Source organism: Natronincola peptidivorans, from assembly GCF_900111615.1.
Lineage (GTDB): Bacteria > Bacillota > Clostridia > Peptostreptococcales > Natronincolaceae > Natronincola_A > Natronincola_A peptidivorans.
Map to the genome: position 1 here is coordinate 233321 of NZ_FOHU01000004.1, position 19158 is coordinate 252478.

A 19158-nucleotide genomic window follows, 5' to 3' on the forward strand; every position below is an offset into this window, starting at 1 on the left:
AATGCAACCCTAAATTTGAAATTTTTTTAATTTTTTTTCAATAATCTCTTTTACTAGCTGTGGATTGGCTTTTCCCTTTGTAGCCTTCATGGTTTGCCCCATAATATATCCCAAAGCCTGCCCTTTACCCTTATGAAAGTCCTCCACTGCCTGTGGATTTACCTTTAATATTTCCTCTGCTATTTTTTCTAATTCCTCAGTATTGCTAATCTGACTTAATCCTTTTTCCTCCACCAGTTCCTCTGGTGTCTTTCCTGTTGAGACGATTTCATCAAATATTTCCCTACCAGCAGTACGGCTAATCACACCTTTTCCTATAAGCTCTATCAATTTCGCCAGATTGGAAGCCTTTATTGGTATTCCTTTTTCTTCTACATCTATATCCTTTAACACTCTTAGCAGGTCTATTGTTATCCAGTTAGCAGCTTCTACAGCCTCTGTTCCATAGGAAAGAACTTCTTCAAAGTAATCCACTAATTCTTTTTCACCAATAAGGATATCTACCTGTTTTTCTTTTAGGCTATAGCTCTCCATGATTCTTTTCTTTCTTTCCGCTGGAAGCTCTGGCAAGTTTTTGACTGCTTTTTCTATGAAATCTCTTTCAATAAAAATCGGCTTTAAATCAGGCTCTGGAAAATAGCGATAATCATGAGATTCTTCCTTAGAACGCATAGGAATGGTTTTCCCTTTAGCAGCATCCCATTTTCTTGTTTCCTGTTGGATTTTATATTCTTCCTTATACTGGTATAACTCCCTCTGTCTTTTTTCTTCTTTTTGTAATGCCTTTAATACTTCTTTAAAGGAGTTAAGATTTTTAATCTCCACCCTTGTATTCAGTTGGTCTGAACCTACCTCTCTAATAGAGATATTGGCATCACATCTCAAGGACCCCTGTTCCATTCTACAATCAGAAACCTCTCCATACTTCAGTATTCCTCTTAAAGCCTTTAGGAAAACTACTGCTTCCTCAGGAGATCTTAAATCCGGTTCTGTAACAATTTCTATCAAAGGCACTCCAGTTCTATTATAATCCACCAAACTGATAGGTTCATCTTCTAAATGGATGAGTTTACCAGCGTCCTCCTCCATGTGTATTCTTGTGATATTGATTCTTTTACTTTTTCCATCTAAATCTATATCTACATATCCCTTGCTGCAAATAGGTAGATCAAACTGAGAAATTTGATAGGCCTTAGGAAGATCTGGATAAAAATAGTTTTTTCTATCAAACTTGTTTACTGTATTTATGGTGCAATTCAAAGCCTTACCAGCCTTGACAGCAAGAGAAACAGCTTCTTCGTTTAAAACCGGCAGCGTACCGGGCATTCCAGTACAAATAGGACATGTGTTTTCATTAGGGGATTTTCCAAATGTGGTGGAGCAGGTGCAAAATATTTTAGATTTTGTCTCTAGCTCAACATGTATTTCTAAACCTATTATCGTTTCAAAAGCCATCACTACACCTCCTTTAGGGCTGGAATTGTAGTATCAATCTCCAGCTGCTGCTCTAAATGATAGGCAGCCTTTAACAGTTGATTTTCTTGATAGGGCTTTCCTATCAGCTGTAACCCAATAGGCAGCTTTGTGTTGCTAAACCCACAAGGTATAGATATCGCCGGTAAGCCTGCAATATTGATACTGACGGTATAGATATCCGCCAAATACATTTCTAAGGGGTCCTCCATTTTTTCTCCAATACCAAATGGTAGTATTGGTGAAGTGGGGCTCAGTATTACATCATAGTTTTCAAATGCCTTAGAAAAGCTATCCTTGATCTTTCTGCGAAGCATCATGGCCTTATTGTAATAGGCATCATAGTATCCTGAGGATAAAACATAGGTCCCCATCATAATCCTACGTTTCACCTCTTTCCCAAAGGCTTCCGTACGACTATTTACCATCAGTTCGTTAATTCCCTCAAATATCTCAGAACGATATCCATAACGAACACCATCATATCTAGCTAGATTTGCACTGGCTTCTGCAGAGGAAATAATATAATAGGCTGAGAGGGCGGTATCCATGATGGGTAAAGAAAATTCCTCTAGCTCTGCCCCCATCTCTTCTAAGAGTTTCATTGATTTGTCTATAGCTTTTGCTATTTCTCCATGTAAACCTTTTTGAAAAAACTCCTTGGGCACCCCTACTTTCAATCCTTTTATATTACCTTTAATTTCTTCTAAATAATTTTCAGCACTTCTTTCCTTATAACTAGTGGCATCCATAGAATCTGGTCCTTGTATTGCCTGCAGGCTTAAGGCACAATCCTCCACAGTTTTTGTTAAGGGTCCTATTTGGTCTAAGGAAGAAGCAAAAGCAATCAATCCGTATCTGGATACCAATCCATAGGTTGGTTTCAGTCCAACCACTCCGCAAAAGGAGGCCGGCTGCCTTATAGATCCCCCCGTATCAGAACCAATGGCTAAAGGTGCAAAGCCTGCCGCCACCGCTGCTGCAGAGCCTCCAGAAGATCCTCCCGGTACCTTTCCTGTATCCCAAGGATTTTTTGTAGTGGCAAAAGCAGAGTTTTCAGTGGAAGAACCCATGGCAAACTCATCCATGTTGGTTTTCCCAATAATAATAGCACCTGCTTCCTTCAGTTTTTTTATCAGGGTTGCATCATACGGGGGTATAAAATCCTCCAGCATTTTTGATCCACAGGTGGTTCTTAATCCCTTGGTGCAGATGTTATCCTTCACTGCAACTGGGATGCCCTCCAAAAGTCCTGCAGTTTCCTTCTTTTGTATCTTCTCAGCTACGTCCTTTGCCTGCAGTAGAGCATCCTCTTCATTTAGGTGGATAAAAGCTTGGATGCCTTTATCTAATTCTTTGATCCTCTCTAAGTAAGCCTTTGTTATTTCTGTAGGAGAGAATTTTCCTTCCCTGTAGCCTTGTTGTATATCTTGTATTTTAAATCCTGCTATTTCCATGTTATCCCTCCTATTCTACAATCTTTGGAAGCTCTATATAGCCTTCCCTCATGCCCTTTACATTTTGAAATAATGCTTCCTTCTCTTCAAAGTATTTCTCTTCATCCTTTCTCAAGGTGGATGTAGGTTTTTCCAATTGACCCTTTTCTATTTCTGTGTAATCTTCCTTGTTGATATTTTCGAAATGAGCCAGGATACTGTCAAATTCTTTGGCAAAGACAGCTGCCTCCTCTTCCTGAAATTTTAATTTAGCTAGTTTAGCAATGTATTGAATCTCTTCAATGGTTACCTTCATTCTCAATCCCTCCTATGGTATCATTCTGTTCATGTCCCTTGGTAATAAAGTAGCAGCCCTTATGTTCTCTAACTCCAACAGCTTCATAGTAAGTCTCTCCAGTCCTATAGCAAAACCGCCATGGGGAGGCATTCCATATCGAAAGCTGTCTAAGTAAAACCCGAAATCTTCAGGATTTAGTTGAAATCTAATCATATTATCCCTCAGCATTTCATAGTCATGTATTCTTTGACCTCCAGTAGTGATCTCTAATCCTTTGTAAATCAAGTCAAAGCTTCTGGTAGCTCCCTCACACTGCTGGTCTGGCATGGTGTATACTGGTCTTTTGGATGCTGGATACTTTGTAAGAAACACAAAATCGCTTTTATATTCCTCTTGGATATATTGAGAGAATAAGATTTCTCCTTCTGCATCGATATTACCAGCTGGAGACTTTTTGTCGTACTCTTCTAGTAGAATTCTCTGTGCTTCAGCTAATGGGATTTTAGGTATTTCTTTTATTTCTGGCAAGGTAATGCCATACATCTCCAGTTCCTTTCCACAGGTTTCCTTCAAGTGTTGAATAAGGTCCTTTAGAAAGCCTGTTTCCAGTTCCATCAAATCATTTTCATCCTTTATGAAGGCAGTTTCAATATCTAAGCTGACATATTCATTTAGATGCCGCCATGTATTATGCAGCTCGGCTCTATAGGCATGCCCCACTTCAAATACTGATTCAAATCCCGCCCCTGCCATCATTTGCTTGTAAAACTGAGGACTTTGTGCTAAAAAGGCTCTCCGGTCAAAATAGTTGACTGTAAACATCTCTGAGCCTCCCTCAGTTCCTGAGGCAATAATCTTTGGGGTATGTATTTCATGAAACCCCTCTCCTTTGAAATACTGCTTAAAGGCCGCCACAATTTCCTCCTGCACTTTAAAAACTGCTCTTCTATCCGGCCTCCTTAAGCTAATATAGCGATAATCCAGCTCTGTCTCCAAGGTAGCCTTGACTTTTTTTTCATTGATACTGAAGGGTAATAAATCATAATAGGTTTTCCCTATAATTTCTATTTCCTTCACTTGTATTTCTATGCCCCCAGGAGCTTTTTCATTTTTTACCGGTACGCCCTTTACTTCTACAGACATTTCCAGTTTTAGTTGACTCAGAATTTCTTCTTCCTCCATCACCAGCTGTACAACCCCTGTCTTATCTCTTAGGAAAACAAAGGCAAATTTACCAAAGCTTTTAATTTTATGAATCCATCCTCTTAACAAAACTAAACTATCCATTCCTTCAACTAGTTCATCTACCAATATCCTTTTCATCTTTGCCACTCCTTTTCTTAAAAATTGAAAATAAAAAAGAAAAATAAAAAAACCCTTCATCTCCTATACAAGGGACGAAAGGTTATCTCGCGGTACCACCCAAATTAACTAATAAATTAGTTCAGCTCCATCAACACGGAATAAATCATTGTTTACTCGATGCTGTCCAAGGGTTAACGGTTTGGTGCCGTCTAAGTCTACTTTCCCAATGGGATTTCGGTTAGAAACTCAAAGATGTTTTTCAATATGGTCTTCATATTGGTCTCTCACCATCACCAACTCGCTTTAACTATCACACATATCTACTCTTCTTATCATCGTCTTTGTAATTTTAATTTTCGCAATTATTGTTAAATTTATTATTGAAACATATTATATTTTTTATACATAAAGCTGTCAAGTCTTTTTTTGTAATTTTTTTATTTTTATATAAAAATAATCCCCAGCTCTATGCTGGGGATTATTTCATTATTACTATTTTTCTGCAGCTCTTATAACTACATTATTTTCTACTTGGATAACCACTATACTTCCCACTCCAAGCTTAGATAAATCAACATCCCTTTTTACATTGAATTCTCTATCCTCATTATTGATTCGCAGTGTAATGGTAGGATTAGTACCCGTGTATTTTGAGATTAGCCTTCCTTCATATCTAGTTATTTTATTCACTGCCTTTATCTCAGAAATAACACCTTCCTTTACCTTCACATCCACCTTCATCCCTACTTCTATATCTCTCCATTCTTTTTTGATTCCATTGATTTCTATAACAGCATCTTGATGTACCTCATATAAAGCTTCCCTATTGTTATGTTGCAGAGTTATTTCTCTTCTTCGATAATCTATGGTTTTCACCACTGCTTCTCTAATAATGCTTTCTCTTTCACCAATACTTTTTCCTGTTATCTCTATCACTGTATTTTCCTTATTCAGCTTTAAATAAACCTCATCCTTTACCCTTAGATCCTCAAACTTACTAGTTTTTTCATCTAATTCTATTTTTGCATCCTTATCTACTAATAAGTATAGATAAGCAGTCCCTTCTTCTATCATAATCCTTCTGTTATTTACATCTATCCTTTCTATTGTAGCACTATAGCCTTTGCTGATGATCTCTTGATCTTCCTCTTGGTCTTTATCTTCTTCTACTATTATCCCATCTAGAAATCTTTTTTGTATCCCTGGAGGTAGACCTCCTTTTTTTGCTAAACCCGGTGGCACAAAAGCTGCTGCTGCAGATAAACTAAAGCTCAATACCATCAGTAATACCAACATACTTGCTAGTTTTCTTTTCATTAATTATAACCTCCTTGATATGTTCTATCATAGTATTACGTAAATAATGGTATTTTTTGGGTAGGTCTTTGAAAAAAATAGCAGACTAGTCACCAATGGACTACTCTGCTATTCTCTTATGCTGTATTTAAATCTTTCTTTTTGAGTATTTCTCTATAAGCTGGAGAGCTTATCTTGTAAATCATTTTTACATATTCATTCCAACGGTCTAATATCTTTTTAGCTTTTTTGCTATTGGTATAACCATAATGCTTTTTAATTAAATCCTTTAAAATACTTATATCCTCATTATCAGCTAATGCTTGTATATCTACTCTCTCTTGATTAACCTTATTTATTAAATCATTTTTTTCACCTAAGACATAAGCAATACCGCCACTCATTCCAGCAGCAAAGTTCTTACCAGTTTTTCCTAAAATCACTACAATTCCATCGGTCATATACTGGCATCCATGGTTCCCAATTCCCTCCACAACTGCTGTAGCACCACTGTTTCTTACAGCAAACCTTTCTCCAGCAATACCAGAAATATATGCTTCTCCTGAGGTAGCTCCATAAAGCAGTGTATTACCAGCTATAACATTTTCACTAGCATCTAGGGTGCTGTCCTTTGGTGGGGTTACAATGATTTTACCACCGGATAATCCTTTTCCTAGATAATCATTTGCATCCCCTTCAAGATGCAGCGTTAAACCATTTGCTGCAAAGGCTCCAAAGCTTTGGCCTGCTGAGCCTTCGAATTTGAATTGTATGGTATCCTCCGTTAATCCCTTTTCCCCATATTGTTTTGCAATCATTCCACTTAGCATAGTGCCCACTGCACGATCAGTATTATATATGGGGAAGGTGCTTTTTATAGAAACACGCTTTGTTATAGCTTCCTTTGCAGCTACTATTAGATGCTTATCCAACACATTGTCCGTTGGATGATGCTGCTTCATGGTACATCTACCCTCAATTCTCGAAGGAAGCTCAGGTCTATAAATAATGGTGCTGAGATCTAAGTCTTTTGCTTTGTGGTTTTGTAGCTCTTTAATCTCAAGCATATCTACTCTACCTATCATTTCCTCCATTTTTTTAAAGCCTAGCTCCGCCATAATTTCTCTTACCTCTTGGGCTACAAAGGTAAAATAGTTAATAATATCCTCTGGTTTTCCTTTAAACTTCTGTCTCAGCCTAGGATCTTGTGTAGCTATGCCTACTGGACATTGATTTAAATGACATTTTCTACACATAATACATCCACTGGCAATTAAAGCAGCTGTAGAAAAACCATACTCTTCAGCTCCCAAGAAGGCAGCTACTACCACATCTCTTCCTGTTGTCATCTTTCCATCCACCTGCAGGGTAACACGGCTTCTTAGATTGTTTAATAGCAATGTTTGTTGGGTTTCTGCCAGCCCTAGCTCCCAAGGGATGCCTGCATACTTCATGGAGCTGATAGGTGCTGCACCTGTTCCACCATCGCCGCCACTAATAAGGACAGTATCGGCATAGCCTTTTACTACTCCAGCGGCAATGGTCCCTATCCCAGCCTCTGCTACAAGCTTCACGCTAATGGCAGCATCTTCATTAGCATTCTTCAGATCGAAAATAAGCTGTGCTAAATCCTCTATGGAATAGATATCGTGATGAGGCGGAGGAGAAATCAGGTCAATTCCTGGTAAGGAATGACGTACAGTAGCAATTTCTTCTGTTACCTTATTTCCTGGTAAGTGCCCTCCTTCTCCTGGCTTTGCACCTTGCCCCATCTTGATTTGAATTTCTTCACAGTTGACAAGATAATCTGTTGTAACCCCAAACCTTCCTGAAGCTATTTGTTTTACTGCACTTTTTCGGACATTGCCATTGATATCAGAGTAATATCTTCTAGCATCCTCGCCGCCTTCTCCACTATTACTTTTCCCTCCCAATCTGTTCATAGCTATTGCCATTGTTTCATGAGATTCTCTGCTAATAGATCCAAAGGAAATAGCGCCAGTAGTAAATCTTTTTAAGATTTCTTCAAGGGGCTCAACCTCATTAATACTAATAGCTGCTCTATTTTTAAATTTTAATAGACTTCGAATATTTGTAAACCGTTCTCCATCTCCGTTTATATCTTCAACAAAAGCTCTATAGGCACTTTCATTTTTTGTTCTACATGCTCTTTGAAGGGTTTCCATTCTTTTAGGAGTAATAATATGCTGTTCTCCTCCCTCTCTCCAAAAGAACTCTCCCCCTGGATCTAATTTCTCTTTAATAGTTTGAAACCCATTATTACCACAGGTATGACGCATTACCACTTCTTTTGCTATAATATCCAATCCTATACCTGATAATCTACAGGGGGTACCTGTAAAATATTCTTCAATTATTTTTCCCTGTATTCCCAAAACTTCAAAAATTTGTGCACCATGGTAGCTTTGCAGGGTGGAAATCCCCATCTTCGAAATTATTTTTAATAACCCATGTTTAATAGCATCACAATAATTGTTATAGGCTTCCTCTACCTCTATGTCTTGAAGGTTTTTTCCTTCCTTTACCATATGCCAAATAGACTCAAAGGCCATGTAAGGATTAATAGCTTTTGCACCATATCCTACTAATAAAGCCATATGCATGACATCTCTTGCATCTCCACATTCCATAATAATATCTACTTGCGTTCTCATTTTCTCCCTAATCAAGTAATGATGCAATGCGCCCAAGGCCAATAGACTTGGAATAGGTGCATTGTACCAGTCAATGTTTCTATCACTTAAAATTAAAATGTTATATCCTTGTTTGATGTTTTCTACTGCCCGTTTGCAAAGATAATCCAAAGCTTCCTTAAGACCATTTTCCCCTTTATCAATTTCAAAGGTGATAGGTAAGGTAACTGCTTTAAAATCTTCATTATGCATATGTCTAAGCTTTTCTAAATCACGATTTTTTAAGACAGGCTGCTCTAGTTGGATAAAAGGCTTTTTCCTTTTTATTTCTACCTCATCCAATAATTGTCCATATCTGCCAATAAACTGAATCAAGGACATGACTGATTTTTCTCTAATAGGATCAATAGGTGGATTGGTAACCTGGGCAAATTTTTGTTTAAAATAATTAAATAATAATTGCGGACGATCAGATAATACAGCGATTGGTATATCTGCTCCCATAGCACTTATTGGTTCTTCTTTTTCCTTTACCATATTGGCAAGGATGTGATTCAGTTCCTCCTGTGTATAGCCAAAGACCCTTTGATTTCTAATCAATATGTCTTTATTCATTCTTCTAAGCTCTCCATAATCCTCAAAATCATCTAGGCTCATTTTATTTTCAGAAATCCAAGCAGCATAATCCTCCTTTGCCACAATGGGTCTTTTAATCTCTTCATCAGTAGAAATTTTTCCTTCTTTAATATCCAACATAATCATTTCACTAGGCTTTAAGCTGCCCTTTTTTAATATGTTATCCGGCCTCACCTCTATAACTCCAGTTTCTGACGCCATGATAAATAAATCGTCCTTTGTTATTAGATAGCGAGCTGGACGTAATCCATTTCTATCTAAGGTTGCTCCAATTTTTTTGCCATCAGTAAATATAATAGTTGCTGGCCCGTCCCATGACTCCATCATTCTAGCGTGATACTGATAAAACCCTCTTTTTTGAGGGTCCATGCCCATGTCTGCCTGCCACGCCTCTGGTATCAATAGCATCATGACATGCTCTAAAGGGTGACCATTTGCTACAAATAACTCAAATATATTATCTAAGCTGGAGGAATCACTTCCTCCCTCTTCAATTACCGGTAAGATTTTTTTAAAGTTATCCCCAAAAACCTTTGACTCCATTACCCCTTCCCTTGCCTTCATCCAGTTGACATTACCTCTTATGGTATTTATTTCACCATTATGGGCAATATAGCGGAAGGGATGTGCAAGCTTCCAGGAGGGAAATGTATTGGTGCTATATCTTTCATGAACAATAGCAAGAGCAGTTTTAAAGGATTTCTCCTTTAAGTCCACATAAAAATCTGATAGCTTATATCCTAATATTTGTCCCTTATAGACAAGGGTTTCTGTTGACAAACTACATATATAAAATGCATCCGTATACGGCCTATTCATATCATGGATTGCATTCTGTATACACTTTCGAATAATAAGCAACTTTTTTTCAAAGACATCCATCGACTGATTGTCTCTAGCAATAAAAACTTGACATACAACAGGTCTAGTTGCTCTAGCAGAATTTCCACATTCCTTTTCATCTACTGGTACTTCTCTCCATCCGATTAATCTTTGTTTTTCCTGCCTTACTATTCTTTCAAATACGCCTTCACAAAACAATCGGGCATTTGGTTCCCTTGGTAAAAACAGCATACCTACAGCATATTCCCCAGGCTCTGGTAGAACTATCTCCATTTTCTCTGTTTCCTTCTTTAAAAAATCATGAGGAATTTGTACAAGTATTCCGGCTCCATCTCCAGTGCTAGCGTCTGCTCCCACAGCACCACGATGCTTTAGCTTCCTCAAAATCTCCAAGCCCTGCTGAAGAATGTAATGAGATTTCTGTCCTTTGACATTGGCTATAAATCCCACACCACAATTTTCTTTTTCCATACTGGGGTCATAAAGCCCCTGCCTTTGAGGAAATCCATGCTGGTCCGACATCTAACAATCACTCCCTTTTTTTCTTTCACAATAATAAATGAAATTAAAGTTTTAAATTTTTCTTTTTTTTGAATCTTTTAAATTTTTCTCTTTTATGTTTTAACTGATATTTTATCACGTCTTTATGTAGTAATCAATAGTTATTTGAATTGTATATAAATTTTTTTAATTGAATGATTTATTGTTAACGTTTTCATAAAACATGTACTATAGATTTATTCCTTCAATATCTAAGTTTTATTGACTAAAGAAAAAAAGTGCATTATTTGCACTTTTTTGTCCTTTTTTCTCTTATCTATTATTGTCTTTCTTTTTACCAGGATGTTGTTCAAATACTGGATGGTTTTTTTCTGCTTCCTCTGTATCTTTTTTATTTTCCTTCTCACTGGGATGCTGTTCAAATACTGGGTGTTTCTTTTCTACTTCGCCTACATCTTTTTTATCTTCCTTCTCACTGGGATGCTGTTCAAATACTGGATGGCTTTTTTCTACTCCCCCTGTATCCTTTTTATTTTCCTTTTCTCCAGGATGCTGGTCAAACACTGGATGGTTTTTTTCTACTCCCCCTGTATCCTTTTTATTTTCCTTTTCTCCAGGATGCTGGTCAAACACTGGATGAGCTTTCTTTAGTTGTATTAACTCCTTTATCTTCATGTCTTGAATACCTCTTGAGGATATTTCCTCCTCACTATATTCTTTAGTCTCTTTATATATGTTTAATTTGCCTACAGAAATATTATCCTCTATAGCTTTTTGTAAAGTCTCTTTACTGGCTTGCATTGTGATAACTTGTATTTCTTCCCCTGCTATAGATGCCTCTGATTCTGCAGTATCCTTTATTTTTTCAATAATTCTCTCTAAGTCTAAAGCCTCAGGAGCATCTTGTCTTAACAGCACCGAAGTTACTAGAATATAGTTTTCTTCCTCCTCCACCATATATCCCTTTTCTTTAGCCTCCCTTAGCACTATTTTAAAGGCTTCCTTCAAAGACTTCTTCTTTAAAGCTTGTAGAGGGAAGGTTTTTGCTTCTTCATTAAGAGGATGAGCCTTTAATACCTGATTTTTATGATTAATTTCCAGTTGCAGGCTAGGATTAATATCAATGGTGATTAAAGCCATCGATTGATTTATTGTGCTCCAATATTGAAACCCATAGGCAGAGGTTAAGATAAGCAAGAGAATAGCAGCTGCTGCTAGGTAAAAAGTAGAAAGGAAGCTTTTCTTATCATTAATGATTTCTTTTTTGTGAAACTCAATCTCCATTCCCTCCTGAGCGTATTGCCTTTTTTCTATTTCATGAAAGCTGCACTCAGTCGTCATCACCATCATACTGTTATTTCTTATCTCCATGATGCATCCTTTATATTTCACCCTTCTCCCCCCTCTCTGCATGAATGATATAACGTTTTAATGTATCTAAATCACTATCTAGTATCAATATTACTGCAATAATAAATTTTCTATTTCCTTGAATAACTTTTTTGGTTGTATGTAAATCCTCCACCAATTCCTTTATAGGTAAGTGCTTTCTTTGAATAAATTTTTCTCTAAGATTTTCTTGTTGGTATACATATTTCCCTATTTTGATTGAGGTGTTTCGAGTATTTTTATGTTTAGGGGCATCTTTGACTAAGTCATCTAGGGAGACCCCAAAGGATTTCATTTTTTCTACTAATGCTGCCATATCCATTTTTAATTCCATTTGGTTTTCAAAGCTGTCTATAGCCAACCCAGTAGTTTCATAACCATCATCTCCTTCAACAGGAAGCTGAACTGTCGAGGCTTTCTTTGATTCTCTTCTAAATTCATCAATCACTCTATTTCTAATCACTACTGCTGCAAAGGTTAAAAATTTACCTTTGGTTTCATCATACTTATCTATAGACTCATTAAATGCCATAAGGCCAATACTAAAAACATCATCATTTTCTATCTCTATATACCTACCTAGCTGATTACTAATGATCTTTGTGATAAAAGGAATGTATTCTTGTATTAGTTTTTCTCTTTCTTGTAATTCTCCCTGTTGAATGCCTATTACTCTATCTTCAACCTTTCTTTTCTTTTTGAAAAGATTGAGAAGTTTTGTCACTACGATCCCTCCTCATCATAATTATACGATATTGGTCGGTTTTTTGGGTTACTTAAAAAAGAATATACTTAAGTATATTCCATTAATAAAATTAAAGGTAGATGACTATAGTTCTACCTTTATCAGCTCCTTCACAAACTGTACATCCGCCGCTGCAAATGCGTAATTACCTAGGCTCTTGGATTTTACCCATTTATAGGTGTCGTGATCCTTTAATTGGATGCTGCCCTTTAGGATTTCTGCATAATATGCTAATAGCTTTATGGTAATATCTTCATAAGCATAAATGTTTTCTCCGAAATATTCATTTACCTTAATATCTATATTCATTTCCTCTTTTAATTCTCTTTTCAAACATTTTTCTGGTGTTTCCCCTACTTCTATTTTGCCTCCTGGGAATTCCCATAGACCGCCTCTTTTTTGGCCTTCTTTCCTCTTGGCAATTAGTATTCTTCCCTCTTGGTCCACAATGATAGCTGCTGCTACTTCTATCATAAGCTACTCCTCTCTGCTATTGAAACTTGTCTCTACTGTTCCTCTAATGCCATTTCCACTGCTGCTTTTGCATGTAGTAGAGTAGAATTAAATAAAAAAGTATCCTCTTTTTCATTAACTAATAATGGCAGCTCTGTACAGCCTAAAATAATCCCTTCTATACCCTTCATCATTAGATTTTCTATAATCCTTTTTAATCTTCTCCGAGAAATCTCATTAATAATCCCAACTGCCAACTCATTGAAGATAATGTGCTGCAGGACCTCCCTATCATATTCAGAAGGAATAATCGTTTCAATGTCAAACTTCTTTTTCAATCTTTCTTTATAAAAATTTTCCTCCATGGTTGCCTTGGTTCCTAGCAATCCCACCTTTCTAATACCTCTCCTCGAAATTTCTTTGGCTGTTGGATCAATGATATGGAGAAAAGGTATCTTGCTATTTTTTTCTACATCTTCAGCAATTATATGTATAGTATTGGAAGCTATTACTAATAACTCTGCTCCAGCATTCTCTAGTTTTTTCATTATACCTATGATTCTTTCTGCCACCTTGTCCCACTCTCCACCGCGTTGGAGTTTTTCTATCTCATAAAAATCTACTGAATACATTATAATTTTACAGGAGTGCAAGCCTCCTAATTTTACTTTTGTTATTTCATTCATTAATCTATAATACTCTAATGAAGATTTCCAGGTGACTCCACCAATAATCCCAATTGTTTTCATCCTTCAATTCCCCTTTTTATTAAAATATCCAAAAAATGGTTCAGGCTTTATAGTTCTATTCTATCATATAAGATATTTTAATAGTTAGAAAAATAAAATATAATTATAATAGCTCTTCTATTGTATTTTCTTCACTAAATGGCAACTTTAAACCTTAGTATGTTATATTTCTTGGTTTTTGTATAAACATCTATCCTTGCAACAGAATAGAAAAACACATGATAGCTTGTTGGCAGCCTATCATGTGTTCTACAATTCTTTATTTATCTCTATATGCTCTAATAAAAACCTCTAAGTAATCTTCTTTCGTCATAGGACGAGGATTGCTTTCAGTTGAAATGTTTTTTGCAGACATTTCTGCCAGGATATCAAAATCCTTTTCCTCCACTCCTAAACTTTTAAAGGAAGGTAGTTTTACATCGTTGGCTAATTGTTTCACCATTTCTACTGCCTTTTGGGCTCCTTCCTCCACATTACTATAGCTTGCCCCCATAGCCTTTGCTACATTGGCATATCTTTCTTGGCAGTATTCCATATTATACTCCATCACATACGGTAAAAGAATGGCATTGCAAGCGCCATGAGGTGCATCATAAACACTTCCCAAGGACTCTGCCATACAATGGACTGAAGCTACATCTGCATGACTAAAAGCCATCCCTGCCAATAGGCTTCCCATTAGCATTCCCGCTCTAGCTTCTATATCCTCTCCTTGAAAAACAGCGGTTTTTAAATATTTGCTTATTAATTCTATAGCATAAAGCGCTACAGCATCACTAATGGGCTCTGCCACCTTTACAGTATAGCCTTCGATGGCATGGGTTAAAGCATCTACCCCAGTTGCTGCAGTAACCTGTGGAGGCATACTGATGGTCATCTCAGGGTCCACCAAAGCAATTTTAGGGGCGATTAAAGGGCTTTTCACTGTCATCTTATAGTTATTTTTTGTGTCTGTAATGACGGAAGAAAAGGTCACCTCACTACCGCTGCCAGCCGTGGTGGGTATGGCTATCAAAGGTATGGTTGGCTTCGTTACAGCAGTTTTTCCTTCGAAGCTTTTAATTTTGTCTCCATCATGACTAACCAAAACAGCAATGGATTTAGCGCAATCTATAGGGCTTCCTCCTCCTACTGCTATCAAACCTTCTGCTCCAAAGCATTGAGCAACAGCTGCCCCCTTTTCCACATTATAGTCCTTTGGATTCGCTTCCACACCTTGAAAAATTTCATATTTTATAGCATATTGCTTTAGAGAAGCTACTGTTTTTTCAATAAGCCCTGCCTTTACTATTCCTTCATCTGTAACAATCATAACCTTATTAACCTTTAATTTTTTTAGTTCCTCCCCTAGTTGATGTACAGAGCCTATACCATATTCAATTCTAGTGGGTAATTCAAAGCTAAAAGCCTGCATTAAGTTGTCCATTTTTTTCCTCCTTTAAATAAGCATTTCTATATATTAAGTATTCAGCAAATCTTCTTTTTTTCCTTCCATTTACTCTATAGATTCTCAGCATTTTTATATATTTCTTTTATCTCATCTGTAGAAATTAATGTTGATAATACATACGCAATAATAATAATGCCAGGAATATTAACTAATAGCCTAGTTATTGCAAATCCTGCTCCCAATGAGGTCATTTCGAATAGAAACATAGGTATCTTCGTAGTAGACCAAGCGCCAATAAAAATAAGGACATTCGTAAATTTTACCCCTTTTTTCATAAAAACAGCTGCTACAGGAAAAGCGCCATAAAGGGGGCCAGCCGCTGCCGAGCCTATTAATATGGCAAGGATGATTCCCTTCACCCCTGAGTCTTCTCCCATATATTTCATCATTATTTCTCTAGGTATCCATATATCTAAAAGCCCTAAAAGGATAAATATAGGTGGAATGATAACAATCATTTCCATAAAACTATACCCTACCACACCCATTGCCCTTATCCCAAAGCTTTGATTAACAATAGTAATAATTACAGTAACGATTACAGTGATAAGAAAAAATCTATACCTCTTTAATAGTTTCATATTCCTCCCACCACCTTACCTATGATATAAGCCACAAGAAAAGAAAAGAAAAATGCCATGATATTTCTTGCTACAGTAAGTTTTTTGCCAAAATATTTTATCTCTACAGGAGCAGTTACTACACCCACCATCATTAGAGTAGAGATAAATGCCCCTATCTGCATATAGCCTGCTCCACTTTTCAAAAGAAGTGCTGCAGTAGGAAAAGCTACAAACCCGGGAATAAGTGTGACAGCTCCTACTATAGCAGATAGTATTACCCCTAACCATCCAGATTTTTCTCCCACTATACTAGATATAAATTCAGGGTTTACTAAGGAAAGCAAAATTCCCACCAGCATAATTACCCCTAAAAACTCTGGTAAAATATTTTCGAAGGCTTTCCATGCTTTCTTTAATGCCATTCTAGTTTTCTTTGAATCTTTATAATAAGAAATAAGCAATAAAAATATTGTAATAACATGCAATAAATATTTTGACACTAGTTACCACCTCTTAAGTTTCCTTATAATTATATGTTTATATTTTAATGATACTTCTGTAATAATGTCAATAAAGCTATTAAAATATTTTCAAATTATGCCTTCTTTCTAAAAAATATGTTATTATTATATAATAATGGAAAAAAAGTGGTGGCTTTTCTATGATGGATTTCCTAAAGGAATTGAAGGAAAAGAAAATACTGACCCAAAAAGATGTTGACAGCTTTAAAAGCTACATTGATAAAAAATATGGGTCCCTAGAAGATGAAAAAAAAGAAGCTATTCTAAGAGACTCCATTGCTCATGTGGTAAATAGAGATTTGGCTGAGCTGAAGATGGAGAATGAGGAGGGATTAGTTCACTTTTTTGTGGAAAAAATTCTTCTAGAGAATAAAGAAGACCTTTATGCCGATAGGTTTTTTGAAGCGGTTATTGCTGATAGAACCCCTTGTGATGTTTTTTATCAAAACCTTAGGAAGTGGATTAATGATAGAATTCAAAATCCTCTGCCACAGGACTTGTTGCATAAGTATTATGAAGATAATTTTAATAAAAATACAAGTCTAGCAGATAGTCCTCCATTAACTGAAAAAAACAGTTTTGCTCCTCTGTGGACTATTTGGATTGGCTTAGCCATTATTACCTTATCCCTGTTTTTCACTTTTAGTAGTGCTCCTTCTCAACCCACAACTATAGCACCCATGGAAAAAAGTATCGATACACCTTCGCTGCCAGCCTATGTTTTACTGCGGCATAAGATACCCAACAGAAATATTCCTGATTATTTGCATTATCATGCTATAGACCAAGAAGGACTTAAAGAATATTTAACCTCAAGAAACTCTCTTTTGAGAAATGAACCTTATTTTTCTCAAATTATGGATACCGCTAAGGAATTTGATTTGCACCCACTGCTTCTATTTGCTATCGTTGGACATGAGCAAGCCTTTGTCCCAGAGGATCATCCCTATAGCACCATGATGGTAAATAACCCTTTTAATGTCTATGGCAGCTGGGAACGATATAATACTACTCTAAAGCATTCCGCAGAGATAGCTTCTAGAACCATTTATACCAGTTTGTCTGATCTGCCACCCTATATGGACCCATTCTTCTGGATAAACCGTCGATATGCCGAAGATCCTAACTGGTGGAAAGGTGTAAGAAGTATTTTTTGGACCCTTCATAATTAAAGATAAGGCTTAACAAATCGACATTTTGTTTTGTCAATTTGTTAAGCCTTACCCTTATTTTTCTTATTCAGCTTCTTCTGGTTCCTTTTCTTTAGAAACTTTTATCTCTTCAATTTTCTCCTTTAACTGCTGGATATTCCTTTGGGCTGATAAAACCTTGTCGCATAATTCTGCTACTGGAGATTCCGGATTTTCCTTGTCACTTTTAAATATCGCTTTCCCAATTTCTGTATAGAGTTTTTCTATCTGCTTTTCTTCTTCAGTTATTTTAGCGTTTAACTTTGTTACTTCTGCTACTTCCTTTGCTTTGTTGGCAGTTGCCTCTGCTGCGGAACCAATTTTTTTCCCTAAATTATTAAAAAAAGTCATAACCTTTTCTCCTTAAGCTTTATTTCTATTTTTTTACTTCGATAGTTATACTAAGGGCTTTGTTGTCAGGAGCATACATTGTACTAATTAAGGTGTGCTCATCCAGGCTTGCAAAATAGCCTAGACCCATATCTCCAGAAAACTCTGTAACATCATTGGTAAAGCCTGCATCCTTTAATTCTACTACATATTTCTTATAATCTTCTTCTTCAACCTCTTCTAATATAATCATGCAAGATGCATTTGAATTTATTACTGAGATTATGTTGCCTTTATTAAAGATGGGTATACTATCTGCTGCTCCACCGTCGGGCCATTTACTACTGCCAAAACTAATCTCTTCACCATCCTCTCCCTTTATTGCTATCCCTCCGTCTTTGATATCTATATCTATGTCTACATCATCACCAGCAACTTTTTCTAAAACACTCTCTGTTACCTTTTCTGCTATTTTCTCATTAAGATTTTTCTTAACACTGCAGCCTCCTAAAGACAGTACCACAAGAGCACTTAGTAAAATAGCAATTATTCTCTTTCCCATAATTAACATCTCTCTTTCCTTTTTTTAACAAACCTTGCTAGGGGTGACAGATTTGTTTATCTGTCTTTACCCCTAGTTTTTCAATGGTTATTGAGTTTTAGTTAGATACTCTCTACTTCAATAGTCTAAACTTACCTATAATAGGCAGCTCCTTAACCTTCCCATTAAATCCATTAATAAGTCCTATAATACCTAACACTAATACAAATATGGAGAATAAAGGCAGGATTAGCCATCCGATAATAGGTATCATGCCTAAAACAAAGCTTCCAGCAAGACCTAAAATCAGCAATAATAATCCTTGATTTGCATGATATCTTCCAAATTTGGAGTCAGGGCAGGCTAATAATGGTAAAAAGAAGATGATATAGGCAAGCCCTGCCATGGTTTTGTTCTTTTGAATATCTTCTTGGTCAAATGATGTGATTGTACTACTCTCTACTGTGTGACTGTTATTTTTCGGATCTGTCATTGTTAAAACCTCCTTATTTTTTTTGATAGAGCTTTATAAAAGAATCTCCAATTTTCATACCTGGGAATAAAGCCATGAGTATTCAAACTGTAGATCTTTTTGAAGCTTTGGTATAGTGAAAAACTATCTTTACTAAATTGTATATATTTTCATCACAAAGGTAATCACCCCTAGGATGATTTTAGGCAAAAAAATAATCATCCTAGGGATGATTTTGGGGTGACTGGTCCAAGAAACCTTTGCAAATAAGTATATATAATAAAATTCTATATTAAAGTGTATAAAGAAAAAA

The 19158-nt window shown here is 36.4% G+C and carries 17 protein-coding genes and 1 other annotated feature; of the genes, 1 reads left to right on the forward strand and 16 read right to left on the reverse strand.

Translation table 11 applies throughout. The features are described 5' to 3' along the window. Window positions 1–9: 9 nt before the first annotated feature. The 13 genes from gatB to BMX10_RS07010 all read right to left on the reverse strand — a co-directional run bounded on the left by gatB (window position 10) and on the right by BMX10_RS07010 (window position 16291). A complete protein-coding gene (gene gatB / locus BMX10_RS06950) occupies window positions 10–1455 on the reverse strand; it encodes an Asp-tRNA(Asn)/Glu-tRNA(Gln) amidotransferase subunit GatB (protein WP_090441446.1) in 1446 nt (481 codons plus the stop codon). 2 nt (window positions 1456–1457) lie between these two features. Next, a complete protein-coding gene (gatA, locus tag BMX10_RS06955) occupies window positions 1458–2930 on the reverse strand; it encodes an Asp-tRNA(Asn)/Glu-tRNA(Gln) amidotransferase subunit GatA (RefSeq protein WP_090441449.1) in 1473 nt (490 codons plus the stop codon). 10 nt (window positions 2931–2940) lie between these two features. After that, window positions 2941–3225, reverse strand: a complete 285-nt coding sequence (gene gatC, locus BMX10_RS06960) for an Asp-tRNA(Asn)/Glu-tRNA(Gln) amidotransferase subunit GatC (RefSeq protein WP_090441452.1) — start codon at window positions 3223–3225, stop codon at window positions 2941–2943. A gap of 12 nt (window positions 3226–3237) precedes the next feature. Next, window positions 3238–4530 carry an aspartate--tRNA(Asn) ligase gene (gene aspS, locus BMX10_RS06965; RefSeq protein ID WP_090441454.1) on the reverse strand — a complete coding sequence of 431 codons (1293 nt, stop codon included), beginning with the start codon at window positions 4528–4530 and terminating at the stop codon, window positions 3238–3240. A 67-nt stretch (window positions 4531–4597) separates the two neighbouring features. Further along, window positions 4598–4857: a binding site (T-box leader), on the reverse strand. Window positions 4858–5004: 147 nt separating this feature from the next. Further along, the gene (locus BMX10_RS06970) at window positions 5005–5829 is read right to left on the reverse strand and encodes a hypothetical protein (RefSeq protein ID WP_090441457.1); all 825 of its coding nucleotides are present in this window, start codon (window positions 5827–5829) and stop codon (window positions 5005–5007) included. A 116-nt stretch (window positions 5830–5945) separates the two neighbouring features. Continuing rightward, window positions 5946–10463 carry a glutamate synthase large subunit gene (gltB, locus tag BMX10_RS06975; RefSeq protein WP_090441460.1) on the reverse strand — a complete coding sequence of 1506 codons (4518 nt, stop codon included), beginning with the start codon at window positions 10461–10463 and terminating at the stop codon, window positions 5946–5948. 291 nt (window positions 10464–10754) lie between these two features. Further along, window positions 10755–11834: an anti-sigma factor domain-containing protein gene (locus BMX10_RS06980; protein ID WP_170834722.1), complete on the reverse strand. Its 1080-nt coding sequence runs from the start codon at window positions 11832–11834 to the stop codon at window positions 10755–10757. Further along, window positions 11824–12555, reverse strand: a complete 732-nt coding sequence (gene sigI / locus BMX10_RS06985; RefSeq protein ID WP_090441466.1) for an RNA polymerase sigma-I factor — start codon at window positions 12553–12555, stop codon at window positions 11824–11826. Before sigI ends, BMX10_RS06980 begins: the two co-directional genes overlap by 11 nt. Before the next feature lie 105 nt (window positions 12556–12660). Beyond that, complete coding sequence (gene mutT, locus BMX10_RS06990; protein ID WP_090441469.1) at window positions 12661–13050, reverse strand: 8-oxo-dGTP diphosphatase MutT; 390 nt, start codon at window positions 13048–13050, stop codon at window positions 12661–12663. A gap of 32 nt (window positions 13051–13082) precedes the next feature. Next, window positions 13083–13778, reverse strand: coding sequence for an aspartate/glutamate racemase family protein (locus tag BMX10_RS06995; RefSeq protein ID WP_090441472.1), 696 nt, complete (start codon window positions 13776–13778; stop codon window positions 13083–13085). Window positions 13779–14037: 259 nt separating this feature from the next. Further along, a complete protein-coding gene (locus tag BMX10_RS07000; protein WP_090441475.1) occupies window positions 14038–15204 on the reverse strand; it encodes an iron-containing alcohol dehydrogenase in 1167 nt (388 codons plus the stop codon). A 74-nt stretch (window positions 15205–15278) separates the two neighbouring features. Beyond that, a complete protein-coding gene (locus BMX10_RS07005) occupies window positions 15279–15809 on the reverse strand; it encodes a permease (protein ID WP_090441478.1) in 531 nt (176 codons plus the stop codon). Then, window positions 15806–16291 carry a permease gene (locus tag BMX10_RS07010; RefSeq protein WP_090441481.1) on the reverse strand — a complete coding sequence of 162 codons (486 nt, stop codon included), beginning with the start codon at window positions 16289–16291 and terminating at the stop codon, window positions 15806–15808. Before BMX10_RS07010 ends, BMX10_RS07005 begins: the two co-directional genes overlap by 4 nt. A 161-nt stretch (window positions 16292–16452) precedes the next feature. Between BMX10_RS07010 and BMX10_RS07015 the strand changes: the two genes are divergently transcribed. Continuing rightward, a complete protein-coding gene (locus BMX10_RS07015) occupies window positions 16453–17484 on the forward strand; it encodes a hypothetical protein (RefSeq protein ID WP_090441484.1) in 1032 nt (343 codons plus the stop codon). 63 nt (window positions 17485–17547) lie between these two features. Here the strand turns inward: BMX10_RS07015 and BMX10_RS07020 are convergent, their stop codons facing one another. The 3 genes from BMX10_RS07020 to BMX10_RS07030 form a co-directional block, all read right to left on the reverse strand. Continuing rightward, a complete protein-coding gene (locus tag BMX10_RS07020) occupies window positions 17548–17853 on the reverse strand; it encodes a hypothetical protein (protein WP_090441487.1) in 306 nt (101 codons plus the stop codon). 25 nt (window positions 17854–17878) lie between these two features. After that, window positions 17879–18394, reverse strand: a complete 516-nt coding sequence (locus BMX10_RS07025) for a DUF6591 domain-containing protein (RefSeq protein ID WP_090441490.1) — start codon at window positions 18392–18394, stop codon at window positions 17879–17881. A 112-nt stretch (window positions 18395–18506) separates the two neighbouring features. Next, window positions 18507–18866: a DUF4870 domain-containing protein gene (locus BMX10_RS07030; RefSeq protein ID WP_090441493.1), complete on the reverse strand. Its 360-nt coding sequence runs from the start codon at window positions 18864–18866 to the stop codon at window positions 18507–18509. Window positions 18867–19158: the final 292 nt, after the last annotated feature.